Source organism: Leucobacter chromiireducens subsp. chromiireducens (genome assembly GCF_016758255.1).
In the GTDB taxonomy this organism is placed as follows: Bacteria; Actinomycetota; Actinomycetes; order Actinomycetales; family Microbacteriaceae; genus Leucobacter; species Leucobacter chromiireducens.
On sequence record NZ_QYAD01000001.1, the window covers coordinates 556,732 to 573,260 of the forward strand.

General features: G+C 65.8%; 12 protein-coding genes and 1 tRNA gene. 6 read left to right on the forward strand and 7 right to left on the reverse strand.

What is annotated here, in order from left to right; genetic code table 11:
• Nucleotides 1-14: 14 nt before the first annotated feature.
• From D3226_RS02560 to D3226_RS02570, 3 genes are all read right to left on the reverse strand, one after another.
• On the reverse strand, nt 15-782 hold the full coding sequence (locus tag D3226_RS02560; RefSeq protein ID WP_202380844.1) for a polyprenol monophosphomannose synthase: 768 nt from the start codon (nt 780-782) through the stop codon (nt 15-17).
• 119 nt (nt 783-901) lie between these two features.
• Entirely contained in the window at nt 902-2,362 is a 1,461-nt protein-coding gene (locus D3226_RS02565; protein ID WP_202380845.1) for a catalase, read from the reverse strand.
• Nucleotides 2,363-2,426: 64 nt separating this feature from the next.
• Nucleotides 2,427-2,885: a Fur family transcriptional regulator gene (locus tag D3226_RS02570; protein WP_202380846.1), complete on the reverse strand. Its 459-nt coding sequence runs from the start codon at nt 2,883-2,885 to the stop codon at nt 2,427-2,429.
• 157 nt (nt 2,886-3,042) lie between these two features.
• Here D3226_RS02570 and secA point away from each other — a divergent pair, with 157 nt between their 5' ends.
• The 4 genes from secA to D3226_RS02590 all read left to right on the forward strand — a co-directional run bounded on the left by secA (nt 3,043) and on the right by D3226_RS02590 (nt 7,916).
• Entirely contained in the window at nt 3,043-5,772 is a 2,730-nt protein-coding gene (secA, locus tag D3226_RS02575) for a preprotein translocase subunit SecA (protein WP_202380847.1), read from the forward strand.
• A gap of 60 nt (nt 5,773-5,832) precedes the next feature.
• Nucleotides 5,833-6,786: a DsbA family protein gene (locus tag D3226_RS02580; RefSeq protein ID WP_202380848.1), complete on the forward strand. Its 954-nt coding sequence runs from the start codon at nt 5,833-5,835 to the stop codon at nt 6,784-6,786.
• Between the two features lie 37 nt (nt 6,787-6,823).
• Nucleotides 6,824-6,899: transfer RNA gene (locus D3226_RS02585), tRNA-Thr, on the forward strand.
• Nucleotides 6,900-6,959: 60 nt separating this feature from the next.
• Nucleotides 6,960-7,916 carry a DMT family transporter gene (locus D3226_RS02590; protein WP_337248876.1) on the forward strand — a complete coding sequence of 319 codons (957 nt, stop codon included), beginning with the start codon at nt 6,960-6,962 and terminating at the stop codon, nt 7,914-7,916.
• Here D3226_RS02590 and D3226_RS02595 read toward each other — a convergent pair.
• Together D3226_RS02595 and msrB are read right to left on the reverse strand one after the other, a co-directional pair.
• Nucleotides 7,903-8,463 carry a nitroreductase family protein gene (locus tag D3226_RS02595; protein WP_420029077.1) on the reverse strand — a complete coding sequence of 187 codons (561 nt, stop codon included), beginning with the start codon at nt 8,461-8,463 and terminating at the stop codon, nt 7,903-7,905. The genes D3226_RS02590 and D3226_RS02595 overlap by 14 nt on opposite strands.
• On the reverse strand, nt 8,460-8,903 hold the full coding sequence (gene msrB, locus D3226_RS02600) for a peptide-methionine (R)-S-oxide reductase MsrB (protein WP_202380850.1): 444 nt from the start codon (nt 8,901-8,903) through the stop codon (nt 8,460-8,462). Before msrB ends, D3226_RS02595 begins: the two co-directional genes overlap by 4 nt.
• Nucleotides 8,904-9,202: 299 nt before the next feature.
• Here msrB and D3226_RS02605 point away from each other — a divergent pair, with 299 nt between their 5' ends.
• Nucleotides 9,203-13,387 carry an HtaA domain-containing protein gene (locus D3226_RS02605; RefSeq protein WP_202380851.1) on the forward strand — a complete coding sequence of 1,395 codons (4,185 nt, stop codon included), beginning with the start codon at nt 9,203-9,205 and terminating at the stop codon, nt 13,385-13,387.
• A gap of 64 nt (nt 13,388-13,451) precedes the next feature.
• Entirely contained in the window at nt 13,452-14,363 is a 912-nt protein-coding gene (locus tag D3226_RS02610; RefSeq protein WP_337248877.1) for an HtaA domain-containing protein, read from the forward strand.
• Between the two features lie 94 nt (nt 14,364-14,457).
• Here D3226_RS02610 and D3226_RS02615 read toward each other — a convergent pair whose 3' ends face one another.
• A complete protein-coding gene (locus D3226_RS02615) occupies nt 14,458-15,273 on the reverse strand; it encodes a heme ABC transporter ATP-binding protein (RefSeq protein ID WP_202380852.1) in 816 nt (271 codons plus the stop codon).
• Complete coding sequence (locus tag D3226_RS02620; RefSeq protein ID WP_202380853.1) at nt 15,270-16,337, reverse strand: FecCD family ABC transporter permease; 1,068 nt, start codon at nt 16,335-16,337, stop codon at nt 15,270-15,272. The genes D3226_RS02615 and D3226_RS02620 overlap by 4 nt, the downstream gene beginning before the upstream one ends.
• Between the last annotated feature and the right edge of the window lie 192 nt (nt 16,338-16,529).

Sequence of the window (16,529 nt, forward strand, 5' to 3'; positions counted from 1 at the left end):
GGCGGGGCGACGGCCTAGAGCCGACGCCCCGCCCGTGCTCGTCGCTCGTCCGCGCGAAGCCGCCAGCCCCAACGGAGCACGTTGCGAAGCGCCTCCCAGACAATTGCTGGGCTCATTTTCGATGAGCCGGCGGTGCGCTCAACGAAGGTGATGGGCACCTCCGCGATGGGGCAGCCCATTCGCTCAAGCGTCCATGCTGTTTCCACCTGGAAGGCATAGCCCTGCGAGTCGAGCTTGCTGAAGTCGAGGCGGGCGAGCCATTCGGTGTCGAGCACGCGGAAGCCGCTGGTCAGGTCGTGCAGCTGTGAGCGGAGCGAAGTGCGCGCCACACGGGTCCCGGTGCGCGAGATCGCGCGCCTGGCCCACGGCCAGTTCACGATGCGGCCACCACGGATCCAGCGTGCGCCGATGACGAGGCCGTACCCCTTGCGCGCGGTCTCGAGCAGGCGAGGCAGCTCGACCGGGAGGTGGGAACCGTCGGAGTCCATCTCGGCCACGAAGCGGTAGCCGCGCTCGAGCGCCATCTGGAAGCCCAGCGCATACGCGGTGCCGAGCCCCTGCTTGCCTTTGCGATGCCGCACGGTGACGCGCGGGTCCACCGACAGCTCGGCTGCGAGCCGGCCCGTGCCGTCTGGGCTGCCGTCGTCGATGATCAGGATGTTCGCGGCCGGCAGGTGGGCGAGGATGCCCGCCACCGTCGCCGGAAGTGTTGCCCGCTCGTTGTACGTGGGAAGAACAACAAGCAACTCGCGGGTGACGCGGGGGCGCTCCGGAGTGGTCATGGTGTTCATCCTGGCAGAAACGACGGTGGGAGGCCGCCCCATTCGGGGCGACCTCCCACCTGTTCTCTCGCAGCGTGATTTACGCGAGGTACGCGACTGCGAGTGCGTGCGGCGTGTGCTTACGCAGCGAAGCGATCCCGCAGGATCTGGCCGAGCTCGGCGTCAACGTTCGTCCAGTACTGGAAGAAACGCTCACGGATCTCGGGCACGGTGATGGCGTGGGCCTGGCCGTTCAGCACATCGTGGAAGGTGGCCTTCGACTCTGCCGAGAACACGTCACGGTAGAGCGTGCCGGCCTGGCCGAAGTCGTCGTCCTCGGAACGGAGCGCGTACGCGCTGCGCACGAGCTCGCCGTCCGACTCCCAGCTGCCCTCGACGCCCGCCAGCGGATCCGCCACGGGGCCGCCTGCTGCGCCGTAGGAGTTCGGCGTGTAGGTGCGGTGCTGTGCGCTGTTGAAGTGGTAGCGCATGTTGCCCTCGTGCATGTAGTTGTTCACCTCAGCCGCGTGCGGCTGGTTCACGGGGAGCTCGTTGAAGTTCGTGCCGATCCGGTAGCGGTGTGCGTCCGCGTACGAGAACACGCGCGCCATGAGCATCTTGTCGGGCGAGATGCCGGTGCCGGGAACCTGGTTGCCGGGCGAGAACGCAGCTTGCTCGATCTGCGCGAAGAAGTTCTCGGGGTTGCGGTTCAGCGTGAAGGTGCCGACCTTGATGCGGGGGTAGTCCGCCTTGGGCCAGGTCTTCGTGAGATCGAAGGGGTTGAAACGGTACGTCTTCGCGTCCTCGTACGGCATGATCTGCACGTGCACGTCCCACGACGGGTACTCCTCGCGCGCAATCGCGTCGAAGAGATCGCGGCGGTAGAAGTCTGCATCGCTGCCGGCGATCTTCTCAGCTTCGTCAGCCGACATGTGCTCCACGCCCTGCTGGGAAATGAAGTGGTACTTCACCCAGAAACGCTCACCCTCAGCGTTGATCCACTGGTAGGTGTGCGAGCCGTAGCCGTTCAGGTGGCGCCAGCTCTTCGAGAGGCCGCGGTCGCCCATGAGGTAGGTGACCTGGTGTGCAGACTCAGGCGACAGCGTCCAGAAATCCCACTGCATGTCTGCGTCGCGCAGTCCCGAATCGCCGAGGCGCTTCTGCGAGTGGATGAAGTCGGGGAACTTGATGCCGTCGCGGATGAAGAAGGTGGGGGTGTTGTTGCCCACGATGTCGAGGTTGCCCTCGGTCGTGTAGAAGCGCAGCGAGAAGCCGCGCACATCGCGCCAGGTGTCGGGGGAGCCCTGCTCGCCGGCAACGGAGGAGAAGCGGATCAGCGTCTCCGACTTCGCACCGGGCTGGAACACCGCGGCACGGGTGTACTTCGAGACGTCCTCGGTGACGACGAACTCGCCGAACGCGCCGCCGCCCTTTGCGTGAGGGTTGCGCTCCGGCACGCGCTCACGGTTGAACGAAGCGAGCTTCTCAACCAGGTAGCGGTCGTGCAGCACCGTGGGGCCGTCGGTGCCAACGGTCAGCGAGAACTCATCGCTCGCAACCGGAGTACCCGTCTGGGTGGTAGTGGGCTTGATGTCAGACATAGCGCCTCTTTCTTCGGATGGGTGGTGGGGTGGCTTGTGAGGTGTCGGTACCGTGCGCCGGGGGTTAGGCAGCGTCAGACTGCGCGGCTGAGCATGCGGCGCAGCGCCCGCGGAACACGACCTCGGCGACGTCAATGGTGAAACCGAGATGATCGGCTGGCTCGAGGCACGGCGCGGAGCCGACGACGCACGGCACATCCTCGATGACGCCGCAGTCGCGGCAAATGAGGTGGTGGTGGTTATCTCCCACGCGAGCTTCGTAGCGGGCCGGGCCCCCGTCGGGGGTGATCTTGCGCACCAGATCCGCGTCAGTGAGCGCGCTGAGTACGCCGTATACCGCCTGCAGTGAGGTGCCGGGCAGTGTTTCCCGCAGCTGCTCGTAGACCGCACTGGCGTCCATGTGGCCGCCAGTGGCGAGCATGTCGAGGACAGCGCGACGAGGGGCGGTCGAACGGAGCCCAGCAGCGCTCAGTCGCTCGGCGACGGAGGGGTGCACCGGGTGGTGCGGGGCTGCTGCGGTCATGATCCCAGTCTACTACTTATTTTGAGTCGTTCAAAAGACGGCATTCCCAGCGCTGGAACTCCTTGCGTTGCTAAGCTGAGGCGTTGTCACAATTTGGCAACGACGGTGGCTCCGCATGGCGGGTCGGCAAGCCGTGCAAACTAACAGGAGAGACAACGTGGCGACAGTTCTCGAAAAGCTCCTTCGCGTCGGCGAGGGTCGCACTCTGAAGAAGCTCGAGCGGCAGGCGAAACTGGTCGCCGACCTTGAGGAGTCCTTCGCAGAGCTCAGCGACGAGGAGCTGCGAGGCGAGACCGAGGAATTCCGCGGCCGCCTGGAGAAGGGCGAGACGCTCGACGATCTGCTCCCCGAGGCGTTTGCGGCGGTTCGCGAAGCGGCGAAGCGCACGATCGGTCTGCGCCCCTTCGAGGTGCAGGTCATGGGTGGCGCAAACCTCCACCTCGGCAACATCTCCGAGATGAAGACCGGTGAGGGCAAGACCCTTGTTGCGACCATGCCTGCGTACCTCAATGCGCTCGCCGGCAAGGGCGTGCACGTTGTGACGGTGAACGACTACCTCGCGAGCTACCAGTCGGAGCTCATGGGACGCGTCTTCCGTGCGCTCGGTATGACGACCGGCTGCATCGTTGCTGGCCAGGATCCGACGGTGCGCCGCGAGCAGTACAACGCTGACATTACGTACGGCACGAACAACGAGTTCGGCTTCGACTACCTGCGCGACAACATGGCCTCGTCGGCTGAGGAGCGCGTGCAGCGCGAGCACTTCTTCGCCATCATCGATGAGGTCGACTCGATCCTGATCGATGAGGCCCGTACTCCGCTCATCATCTCCGGCCCCGCTTCCGGCGAAGCGAACCGCTGGTTCGCAGAGTTCGCCCGCATCGCGCGCAAGCTCAAGGCTGGCATCGACTACGAGGTCGACGAGAAGAAGCGCACCATTGGTGTCCTCGAGCCCGGTATCGAGAAGGTCGAGGATCACCTCGGCATCACGAACCTCTACGAGTCGGTGAACACGCCGTTGATCTCGTTCCTCAACAACTCGATCAAGGCGAACGCGCTCTTCACGCGCGATAAGGATTACGTCGTGCTGAACGGCGAAGTGCTCATCGTTGACGAGCACACCGGCCGTATCCTTGCCGGGCGTCGCTACAACGAGGGCATGCACCAGGCCATCGAGGCGAAGGAAGGCGTGCAGGTCAAGGCTGAGAACCAGATGCTCGCCACCGTCACCCTGCAGAACTACTTCCGCCTCTACAAGAAGCTCTCCGGCATGACCGGTACGGCCGAGACCGAGGCCGGCGAGTTTATGTCGACCTACCAGCTCGGTGTGGTGCCGATCCCCACCAACAAGCCGATGCAGCGCAAGGATCAGCCCGACCTCGTCTACAAGAACGAGCAGGCGAAGTTCGCTCAGGTGGTCATCGACATCGCCGAGCGCTACGAGAAGGGCCAGCCCGTCCTCGTCGGCACGACGAGCGTTGAGAAGAGCGAGTACCTTTCGCGTCTCCTCGCGAAGGCGGGTGTGCGTCACGAGGTGCTCAACGCAAAGAACCACGCGCGCGAGGCCGCGATCATCGCGCAGGCCGGCCGCCTCGGTGCGGTCACGGTCGCGACCAACATGGCTGGCCGTGGTACTGACATCATGCTCGGTGGCAACGCCGAGTTCCTCGCCGTGCAGGAGATGACCGCACGCGGACTGTCGACCGAGGAAGATCCGGATGCCTACGAGGCTGCGTGGGACGATGTCTTCGCTGCGGTGAAGGAGGCCGTCTCCGAGGAAGCCGCGAAGGTGCACGAGGTTGGAGGACTCTACGTCCTGGGAACCGAGCGCCACGAGTCGCGTCGTATCGACAACCAGCTGCGCGGTCGTTCGGGCCGTCAGGGCGACCCCGGCGAGAGCCGCTTCTACCTGTCGCTCGCCGACGATCTGATGCGCCTCTTCAACTCGGGGGCTGCTGCCGCGCTGATGAACCGCGATAGCTTCCCCGACGATCTCGCGATCGAGTCGAAGGTAGTCTCTCGCGCCATCCAGAGCGCCCAGAGCCAGGTCGAGCAGCGCAACGCCGAGATCCGCAAGAACGTGCTGAAGTACGACGACGTTCTGGACCGCCAGCGCAAGGCCATCTATGGCGATCGCCAGCAGATCCTTGACGGCGAAGAAATCCAGTCTCGGATCGAAGCCTTCCGCGAGCAGACGATCGACGCGATCATCGACTCGCACGGTACCGATGGTGAGTGGGACTTTGACGCACTGTGGAGTGACCTGCGCCAGGTCTACCCCGTGGGGCTGACGGTCGACGAGCTCCTCGCCGAGACCGGTGGGGGCCGTGTCGACAAGGACTTCCTCCGCCGCGAGATTCTCTCCGATGCGGTCGTTGCGTACGAGAACCGCGAGCAGGCACTCGGTAGCGAGGCCATGCGCGAGCTCGAGCGCCGCGTGGTGCTCGCCACGATTGACCGCCGCTGGCGCGATCACCTCTACGAGATGGAGTACCTCAAAGAGGGCATCGGCCTGCGCGCGATGGCGCAGCGCGATCCGCTCGTCGAGTACCAGCGCGAGGGCTACACCATGTTCGAGGGCATGATGGGGCAGATCAAGGAGGAGTCGATGGGGCTGCTCTACAACCTTGAGGTCAAGGTTCGCGAAGAGGTCGATGCACAGGGCCACGTGCACCTTGAGGGTGGCGGGCTCGAGGAGCAGACCACGCCGGATCAGTCCAAGCTGTCGTACAGCGCGCCTGACGAGGACGGCGCTCCCGCGGTGAGCGGTGCGCCTGAGCCTGGGGCACAGGGCGGCGCGACCAAGCGTGGCGCCTTCGGCCAGCAGGTGCCCGCTGACGGGGCCGCGGGCAACCGCGCTGAGCGCCGCTCGAATAAGAAGAAGTAGGGCCGGAAGCGCCATACCAATCCGTGATCCGCAGCAGCGGACCGACTGGGAGAAACACTGATGTCTAGCGAGACTAACCACCGTCCTACGAAGAACGAGCGCCGCGCTCAGGCCCGTGAGCAGGCCCGCGTTGCGCGTGAGCAGGAAAAGAAGCGGGAGAAGCGGAATCGCCTCTTCCTGCAGGGCGGCATCGTCCTCGGCGTGCTCGCCATCCTCGGCATTGTCGCGCTCGTGCTCACGCAGACCATGAAGCCGGCGGGCCCCGGTCCGAAGAACATGGCCTCGGGCGCCGCGGTCTTCACTAAGGATCTTGAGGTGCTGAAGACCCCCGCGCTCGAATCGGGTGCGGATCGCGAAGCACGTGAGGTGAACCGTGATGAGCTGCCGCTCGACGTGACGGTCTACGCCGACTACATGTGCCCGGCCTGTGGTGCGTTCGAGCAGCAGTACGGCACCATGCTCGAGAACTACGTGGGCGCTGGCGACATCGAGCTCGGCATCTACCCGCTGAACTTCCTCGACAGCATGTCGAATGGCTCGAAGTACTCGACCCGCGCAGCGAACCTGTTCAGCTGCGTGGTTGAGGAGCAGCCCGAGGTCGCGTTCAGCCTGCACACCCGTCTGCTGAGCCCGGAGGTGCAGCCGAAGGAGCAGACCACCGGCCTGACCGACGATCAGCTGCTTGAGCAGGCTGAGGCTGCCGGCGCAGAGCTCACCACCGAGCTGCGCCAGTGCGTGAAGGATGTCCGCTTCGGCAACTTCATTTCGAGCAACTACAAGTCCGCGAGCGAGACCGGCATCCTCGGCCTTGCGAAGGGCGCGCAGATGCTCAGCTCCGACGGCGTGACCCCGCAGCCGGCTGACGGCCCGCAGCGACTCGTTTCCACCCCGACCGTCATTGTGAACGGCCAGCAGTGGAACCAGGCTCGCGACGGCGATCTCGAGTCCTACCTTCTGAAGGTCAAGGGCGAGTTCGAGCAGAAGCAGGACGCGGACGCCAAGAAGTCCGAGTAGTATGCTCTGGGGCGGTTCTTCGGATCCGCCCCACAGTGCCGCCTTAGCTCATCTGGTAGAGCAGCGCCCTTGTAAAGCGCAGGTGATCGGTTCGAGTCCGATAGGCGGCTCCATGTTTCGCGGCGATGCCATTCGGCGTCCGACACCGCCCACACCCGAGTAGGGTGGTGCGAGTGACTCGCACCCGCTCTTTCCCTGTTTGGGCAGCCCTGCTCGGTTCCGGCCTCGCCGGCGTGCTCGTCGCGCTCCAGTCGCGCATCAATGGCGGCCTGAGTCAGCAGCTCGGCAACGGCTACGTCACCGCGGCCGTCTCATTCGGTATCGGTCTGCTCATCATGTGCGCGGTGCTGCTGCTCTCGCGTCGCGGCAGAGTTGGATTCACCCGGCTCCGTGGAGAACTCCGAGCGTCGCGGATTCCGGCCTGGGCGCTTCTCGGCGGCGCAGGCGGCGCGCTGTTCGTGCTGAGCCAGGGTCTTGTCGCGCCGCTCATGGGGCTCACGCTCTTCACGGTCGGCATCGTCGCCGGTCAGGTGCTGGGAGGCCTCTTCATGGACCGTGTCGGCCTTGGCCCAGGCGGACGCATCGATCCCACGCCCACGCGAATCGCCGGAACGGTGCTCGCCGTGATTGCGGTCGCGCTTTCGGCGGGACTGGGCGGGAGCGCTGACCACGGGCCAGTGTGGCTGATTCTCGTTCCCGTGTTCGTCGGTGCGGGGATTGCCGCGCAGTCCATGGTGAACGGACTGGTGCGCGCGGCATCCCAGAGCGCAGTCACCTCGACATTCATCAATTTCGTCGTGGGGACGGCGCTGCTTGGTGCCGCGGCGCTGGTCTCGATTGGGATCGCGGGTTGGCCCACGAACTGGCCGAGCGAGCCGTACTACTACATCGGTGGATTCGTCGGCACGATCTTCATCGCGGTCGCCGCCATGCTCGTGCGCACCGCGGGTGTGCTGCTCCTCAGCATGTCGAATGTCGCAGGGCAGCTCATCGCTGCGGTCGCATTTGAGCTGGGCGCGCCGCTGACGGGTGGCCTCACACAGGGCATGATCGCGGGCACGGCGGTTGCGCTCCTTGCCGTGGTTGTTGCCGCGCTGCCGTGGCGCGGAGGGCCAACTACAGTGCGCTGAGGTGGCGCGTGAAGTCGAGGGGCTTCCTGGGCTTGGGGCTCTTTTCTGGTCGCCCGCGATCGGGGATCCCCCCGATGTACAGCCAGCCGAGGAGGTACTCGTCGGCACCCAACTGGTGGGCAGCATGCACAGCATCGGTGCGAGTGAGCTCGCCGGTGCGCCAGATGGAGCCCCAGCCGGCTTCGTGGAGGAGGAGCCCGAGCCCGTGAGCCACACCGCTCGCCACGGCTTCCTGCTCCCACAGCGGAACTTTCTTGCTCGGCTGCGGGGCAACGACGATGGCGAGCACGAGCGGCGCGCGCGTCGCCTTGGCGCGGTACTTCTCGTGCTTTCCTCCCGCTGCGTCGCCCATGGCGTCACCGAGCCGGAGGCGGGCGTCGCCCCGCAGCTCGATCAGCCGCCAGGGGCGTAAGCCGGAGTGATCAGCGACGCTCGCCAATGGGGCGACGAGCTCGCGAAGCTCGTCGCTGCTGGGCGCCTCGGCAGTGACCTTCGAGAAGGATCGGCGCGCGTCGAATGCCGCGCGTGCGGGCATCGATGCGCTCACGCGTCGCGCTCGGGGCGTGCGCCAGGTTCGAAGGTGAGCGCAAGCGAGTTCATGCAGTAGCGATCGCCGGTTGGGGTGCCGAAGCCATCGGGGAAGACGTGGCCGAGGTGTGACCCGCACTCCGCACAGCGGACTTCCGTGCGCGTCATGCCGAGGCTGTGATCCTCGAGCAGCTCAACCGCCTCCGGGCGCACGCTCTCGTAAAAGCTCGGCCAGCCGCACCCCGAGTCAAACTTCGTGCCCGCAACAAAGAGCTCGTTGCCGCAGCCGCGGCAGCGGTAGAGGCCGTCACGTTCTTCGTCGAGGAGTTCGCCGGTGCCCGCACGCTCGGTGCCGGCCTGCCGAAGGATCGTGTACTCGTCGCCGCCGAGCTTCTCACGCCACTCGCTCTCGGAAAGCTGGAACGGGTACTCGGCCGAATCGATGGGCTTGCTGCTCATGACGGGTCTCCAATCAGGGTCGGCAACAGTGTACGCCGAGCACCCGCGCGCGTGTTCAGCTCGGTGCCCGGGTGAGCAGCACGCGAATCCCGGCGTCCTTGGGATGCCTCATTGCTGAAGATCTCATCCGATCGGGTGATGTGAGACCTCGGGATTCGAAGCCGACTTGCATCATCGGATGATATTCGTCAGACTAAGTGGTGGACTTGAGGTAAGGCGTACCTCAGTTCGATCCGATGTGAGCGTATCGCCACATTCTCGGGCCCGGTCTTGGTGTCACAACAAGGAGCACGCAACGCATGTTTGCACGTCGAAGGGCCCGTGGGGTCCTCTCAGCGACTTTGGTTACCGCGCTTGTCGCGGGAGCCGCATTCCTCGGAACGAGCGCTGCGAGCGCTGAGCCGACTGACCCGGTGGCGAGCGAGGCCGCGGCGACTCAGGTTGTGGCAGCACCGACCATTTCTCGTGCTGCTGTGGACGGGATCGAGCTTTCCGTGGCTGCGACCGGTATCGCGGTCCCGGCGGACAAGCAAGGGGTGTACGCGGGTCTCGTGCCGGCTGGGACCTCTGCTGTGCTCGGCACCGGCGCTTTCCTCCCCACGGCCGCCATTCGCGGGGGCGCAGGAACGTTCAAGTACACCATCCCCGCTGCGTCGCTCGACCGCAATCAGAGCTACGAAGCGATTCTCTGGTGGGCTCACGGCAACCCTGACGACGACGCCATTGTCGCTCGCGTTCCTGTAGAGATAGCTGCGGAGCAGTGGGATGCTGTGTTCCCGCCCGTGGTGCCGGCTGTTCAGACCACAACAACGCTGAGCTTCTCGGCCACCACCGTTGAAGTGGGGGCGCCAGTAACGCTGACCGCGCAGGTAGCTCCCGCCGCCGCCGGTAACGTCGCGTTCCTCGAGGGATCGACACAGTTCGGCACTGCTGCCGTGCTTGATGGGACGGCGACGCTCACCACGACGACTCTGCCGGTCGGGATGCACAACTTCACCGCTGCATTCTCGCCGACCGATTCTGCCGCGTTCGTCGCGTCCAGCTCGGCAGCGATGACGCTTGAGGTCGTGGAGGTGCAGCAGCCGGAAGGAGCTACTGGTTCTGCGGTGGTGTCTGCTGCGTCTGAGACTGGTTTGACGGTGCAGGCGAAGGTGGCTGGGGTTGATCCGGCTTCGCAGCCTGCTGGTGTGCATGTTGGTGTGGTGCTTCGTGGGACTGCTGATGGTGCGACGCAGTCGTCGTTCCTGGGTGGTACGCAGTCGGTGAATGTGATTCCTGCGTCGGGTGAGTTCGAGTCGAGTGTGACGGTGCCGGTTGCGCAGTTGGATCGCTCGAAGGAGTACGAGGTTGTGGTGTGGCCGCGGCGGTCGAATCCGACTGCTGCGAACATTGTGAAGGTGTTGCCGTTTGATGTGTCGGCTGCTGAGTGGGACAAGGTGTTCCCGAAGCAGGTAACTGGTTCTGCGGTGGTGTCTGCTGCGTCTGAGACTGGTTTGACGGTGCAGGCGAAGGTGGCTGGGGTTGATCCGGCTTCGCAGCCTGCTGGTGTGCATGTTGGTGTGGTGCTTCGTGGGACTGCTGATGGTGCGACGCAGTCGTCGTTCCTGGGTGGTACGCAGTCGGTGAATGTGATTCCTGCGTCGGGTGAGTTCGAGTCGAGTGTGACGGTGCCGGTTGCGCAGTTGGATCGCTCGAAGGAGTACGAGGTTGTGGTGTGGCCGCGGCGGTCGAATCCGACTGCTGCGAACATTGTGAAGGTGTTGCCGTTTGATGTGTCGGCTGCTGAGTGGGACAAGGTGTTCCCGAAGGCTGCTGCGTCGGTGAAGCCGAAGGTGTCGGCTGCGTCGGAGACGGGTCTGACGGTGACGACTGAGCTTGCGAACATTGAGTCGAAGACTGGTGCGTATGTTGCGGTGATCGAGGCTGGGAAGCTGTCTGAGGTTTCCGAGTCGAATATGGGTCTCGCGATGGAGTGGGTGCGTCCTGCGTCGTTCACGGGTGGTGCTGCGACGAGCACGCTTGAGGTGCCTGCTGCGAAGCTTGATCGTTCGAAGAGCTACGAGGTTGTTGCGTGGACGGGGCATTCGATGCCGTCCGCGGAGACGACGTACGGGGTCGCGGCGCTCGATGTCTCGCTCGCGCAGTGGAACCAGGTATTCCCCACGGGAGGAGCGAAGGTCCAAGCCGGGGTCTCGCACGCGGGTGCGGACGGGATTTCGGTAACTGCCACCATTTCTGGCATCGCGTTGGATTCGCTGGATGCTGGGGTTTACGCGTCGCTCATTGAGCGAGGCACTGAAGGACTGATCACGCCTGAGAACATGGGGGCGGGATACGCGTTCGTGAAGCGCGATGCCATTCGTGACGGCAAGACAACCGTTGTCCTTGACGCAGGCGCGACGAAGCTCGACCGAACTAAGTCGTACGAGGTCATCGTCTGGCGTGCTCACGCTATGCCGACGCCTGACCGGATGGTGGGGCGCGACACGGTGGACATCACCGAGGCGCAGTGGAACGAGGTGTTCGGGGTCGACTTCACCGCAGGGGGTACTGCTGGGGTGACTGGTGCGGGCGCCGGCAAGCTCGAAGTCACGGCGAAGCTCCGTGGGTTCGATCCTGCACGTTTCTCTTCGGGAGTCAACGTAGCGGTGATTGTTGCGGGAACCTCGGAGAAGCCGAAGCCGATCGGCACGGTCCGGGTGACGGACATCCCCAAGAACGGGGCCTTCGATGCCAAGGTGGTTGCCACGGGGAGCTCCCTCGACCGCACGCGAACGTACGAGGTGCTGGTTTGGGACGGGAAGTCTGCTGGAGGCTCAGCAAACGTCCTTACTTTGCCGGTCGATGTGACGAAGGCGAACTGGGATGCCGTGTTCCCGCCCAAGGTGGAGACCATGGACGGCAGCTTCGAGTGGGGCGTGCGCAAGGAGTTCCGCGACTACGTCACGGGCTCGATCGCCAAGGGCAAGATCACTGTGTCGAACCCGGCATCGGGGTCGTCCGTGTACAAGTTCCCCCAGATTGCGGGTGGCACCTGGGACGCCAAGAAGCAGACCGGATCCGTCAAGTTTGCGGGCAACGTGAACTTCACAGGCCATGACGGCGTACTGAACCTGAACCTCGCGAACCCTGAGCTGCACGTGCTGTCTGCGTCGAAGGCTGAGCTCCGAGCTGTGCACAAGGGCAAGCTGTTGACGATCGCGACACTTGACCTCTCGAAGGGCAAGAAGTCTGCGCCCGGCGGCAACGCAGTACGCTTCACCGGCGTGCCCGTGCAACTCACTACCGCCGGTGCGGCCGAGTACTTCGACAGCTACTTGGACACCACGGCAGTCATGGATTCGGCGAGCTTCACCATCGGGGCCGCCGCCAACGTGAAGCCGGTGAAGCCGCCGGTATCGCCCGTGGTGAAGCCGAAGCCCAAGCCGAACGTGCCCGTTGCGCCGGTGGCGCCGGGCGCGGGCGGCCAGCAGGCCGGGTCGCTGACGTGGGGCGTGTCGTCGGGCTTCGCGGCCTATACGACGGGCCGCATTGCCAAGGGCAGCATCTCCACGAGCGGTGTGGGCGGGGGAGCCGGGGGCTACGTGTTCCCGCAGTCCTCGAGCTCCTGGAACGCCACGACCCAGACGGGCACCGTGCAGTACTCGGGCGTCGTCACGTTCACTGGACACAAGGGCCTCATGTCGGAGTCGTTCGCGAACCCGGTCATTACGGTGACAGGACCGTCGAGCGGAACCCTGACCGCGGGCGGGCGTAGCTTCGGCCTGAACCTGGCTGCCGGCAGCAAGTCCGTGGGTCAGAACGGTGAGGTCACCTGGAGCGGCGTGCCGCTGTCCGGCGGGATCGCCGGTGGTGGTGGCGGTGGTGGCGGTGCATTTGGCGCCGACCCGATCTCCTTCACTGTGGGCGCGGTCTCGGGTGCGAGCTTCGGATCGACCACGGTCGACGCGAAGAGCACGAAGCGCACCGCGGCAGATGCGCCGCCGGTAACCACCGGCATTCGGATCCTCACCGATGCGAAGAAGCTGGTTCCTGGTGGCGAGATCGAGTTCGAGGCAGCTGGCTTCGAGCCCGGCGAGCGCGATGTGCTCGTGGTGCTGTACTCGGAGCCGACGGTGCTCGATGACGCGGCCGGTGCCGACGCGAACGGAGTGGTCCGCTGGATTGGCTCGCTGCCGAAGGACCTGCCGGTCGGCGAGCACACGATCACGCTCCAGGGCAGCAAGGACGCCGGTGCGGTGTTCACCGTCGTGAAGGCAGAGAAGAAGGCGAAGGCCCCCGCGAAGCAGGAGTCCGCTGACGAGATCACGATCGAGGCGGAGGCCGCGACGCCTGTTGCCGCGGGCATTGTGCCGAGCGAAGGAACACCGGTGTGGATCTGGTGGACCGGTGCACTCGCGCTCCTCGTGGTTGCCGGCGCGATGGGCGGCCTCGTTGTCGCTCAGCGCCGCAAGGCGACCGCCGGCGCTGAGAACGACGCCTAGCCACAATCCGTATCATGAGGGGGTGCCCGACTGGGCGCCCCCTCGTCAGTGCAAGGAGCTTCACGTGAATACCTCCCCGCGGAACGGCAGCCGTTTCGGCCACCGCACCACCGCAGCGATCGGTGCCGGGCTGATCGGCCTGGGCATGCTTGCCGCCCCCGCCGCGGCGATCGCCGCCCCCCTGCAGGCGACCGCCCCCACAGAGGCCGCCTGCACGGTGGACACGGCGACGCTCACGTGGGGTGTGAAGGAACGCTTCCGTTCGTACGTGAGCGGCTCGATCGCCAACGGCGAGTGGACGGTCTCTGAGGACATGCGCTACGAGACGCCGAGCTTCATCTGGGACAAGGTCACGGGTGCGGTGGGCAGCGAGCTCGAAGCGGGCACGCTCTCGTTCACCGGTGCGGTGCACTTCACCGGCCACGGCGGTGCGATGAAGCTCGACCTCGCGGATCCTGCCATCGAGTTCGTGGGGGATGACACCGCGTACCTCCTGCTGACCATTGGCTCGACCGACACCGCCGATGCGGGCGGCGAAGCCGTGGGTGAGCAGCTGCGCGCGGCGAAGATCGACTTGACCGGCGCGGTCACCGCGGGCGGCAGCGCGTTGAACATCGACGGGGCCGTGCCCCGCCTCACCTCTGAGGGGGCCGCCGCTTTCAATGGCGACTACGGCAGCTACGTTGCGGGAGAGGACCTCGATCCGATTACGCTCGCTGCGACCGTGAGCGGCTGCGAGCTCGGCGAGAGCGTGGCGACCGCGCCCGAGACTCCGAGCCCCGAGGCGACGGCCCAGCCGGGCACCCCCGCACCCGAGCAGCTCGCCCCCGAAGCTGCGCCGCAGGTGCCGTGGGTGCCGATCGTTGTCGGCGGTGTCGCACTGCTCGTGATCGGCGTGACGGGCGGCATGCTGCTCGCGGGCCGCAAGAAGCCGAAGACCACGAGCGCTGCGAGCGAGGACGAGCCCCAGAGTTAGCGACGCGCGGTATCTCCGCAGCAAGACGGCAGTGGCCCCGGATCCTGATTGGGATCCGGGGCCACTGTCATTTCCGGGGGAGCGGCTTGGTGCGCTACGCCCGTTTCGGCATGACGATGCCCTGCCCGGTGATCGGGTGGGGAATCACCTCGACCGGGGTGCGATACACCTCGCTGACGATCTCGGCGGTGAGTACCTGATCCGGGGCGTCGCACGCGGCGATCTGGCCGTCGCGCAGGAGCGCGATGCGATCGGAGTAAGCGGCCGCAAGATTGAGGTCATGGAGCACCACGAGCACGGCGTCTCCGGCGCGAGCACGCTCGCGCGCGAGGGTGAGCACCGCCTCCTGGTGGCCCAGATCGAGCGCGGCCGTGGGCTCATCGAGCATGAGGACTCCGGTACGGCCGGCCATCACCCGCGCAAACGCGGTGCGTGCGCGCTCACCGCCCGAGAGCGAGGGCACACGTCGGTTACCGAGGTGCGCGATATCTGCCGCGGAGATCGCCTCGGCGATGGCCTCGTTGTCTTCGTCCTCGAACGGGGTGCGACGCCACGGCGCGCGCCCCATCTCGACGACCTGGTGCACCGTGAACGGGAAGAGGAGCTGGTTGTCCTGCAGCAGCACGGAACGACGGCGCGAGAGATCGATGAGCGACCAGTCGGAGATCTTGCGACCGCCGAACAGCACGGCACCCTGATCGGGTGCGACATCGCCGGAGAGGAGGCTCAACAAGGTCGATTTGCCCGCGCCGTTCGGCCCGAGCAGGGCAAGCACCTCGCCCGCGCGAACGTCGAGCGAAACCCCGTCGAGGAGGTTGCGGCCGCCACGGGTCAGCACGACCGACTCGGCCGCGCAGACGACCTCGCCGGCCACTGCGTGGGTGGGTAGCGCGATGTGCCGGGCGCTCATCCCCAACCTCCGCTCCGCTTGCGCGTACGTCGCAGCAGCCAGAAGAAGAACGGTCCGCCAACGAGCGCGGTGAGCATACCAATCGGCATGTCCGCCATCGGGATCAGGGTGCGCGCCGCGAGATCCGCGAGCGTCAGCAAGAGCGCGCCGCCGAGCGCGCTCGCGGTGACGAGCGGCAGGTGCGCGGGCCCAAGCACCATGCGCATGAGGTGCGGGATCACGAGGCCCACGAACGAGATGATGCCGGCGAACGCGACGGACGCGCCAACGAGCAGCGCCACGACGAAGATCATGGTGATGCGGAGCGCCTCAACGTTGACGCCGAGGTGCCGCGCATTGCGCTCGCCGAGTGCGAGCAAGTCGAGCTTGTGCGCCGCGAAGTAGGCGGCGAGCAGACCGATCGCGATGATCGGGGCGATGACAAGCACCTGCGACCAGCGGCTGCCGGCCAGGCTGCCGAGCTGCCAGAAGACGATCTGCTCACGCGACTGCGTGTCGCCCAGGAAGGTGAGCAGTGCGATGCCCGCGCCGCCCACGGCGTTCACCGCGATGCCGGTGAGCACGAGCGTGACGACCTCGGTCTTCCCGTCCGCGCGGCTCATCGCGTAGACGATGAGGGTGGCGCCGAGACCAAAGATGAAGGCGAGAATCGCGGTCGTCCACTCGCCGAAGAGGGTGAGACCGAACACGATTGCGATGCCCGCGCCGACCGCCGCACCCGAGGAGATGCCGATTACGCCCGGCTCGGCGAGTGGGTTGCCGAAGATCGCCTGCATGAGGAGACCGGAGACGGCGAGGCCGGCGCCCACGAGGGCTGCCATAGAGACGCGGGGGAAGCGGATGGCCCAGAGTGTCTGATCGCCCGCGGGGTGGGCGGGGAGGGGGAGCCAGTCGATCCCGATCCGATGGAGCAGGGAGCCGAGCACCTCCTGCGGCGGGACCTCGAGTTGCCCGGTGCCAGCCGACACGAGCAGGGATACGATCAGCGCGACCGCGAGCGCGGTGAACAGGATCGTCGACTTCGCGGCGTGCCGCGAGGCAGGTGTTCTGCTGAGAGGAGTCATGCGTGCGTGGGGCAGCTTTCGTCTGAGTTCGGGGAGGAGGTTGCGGGGACGCACGCGCTCCCGGGCACCGCGAAACCGCGGCAACCTCACATCTTCATCATACCTTTCTTGGGATAAGCTAACCGGCGGTAATGCTCGGACTGCTCAGACTCGGCTGATACGCGGACCGCGCATTGAATCGTGATTTCGAGG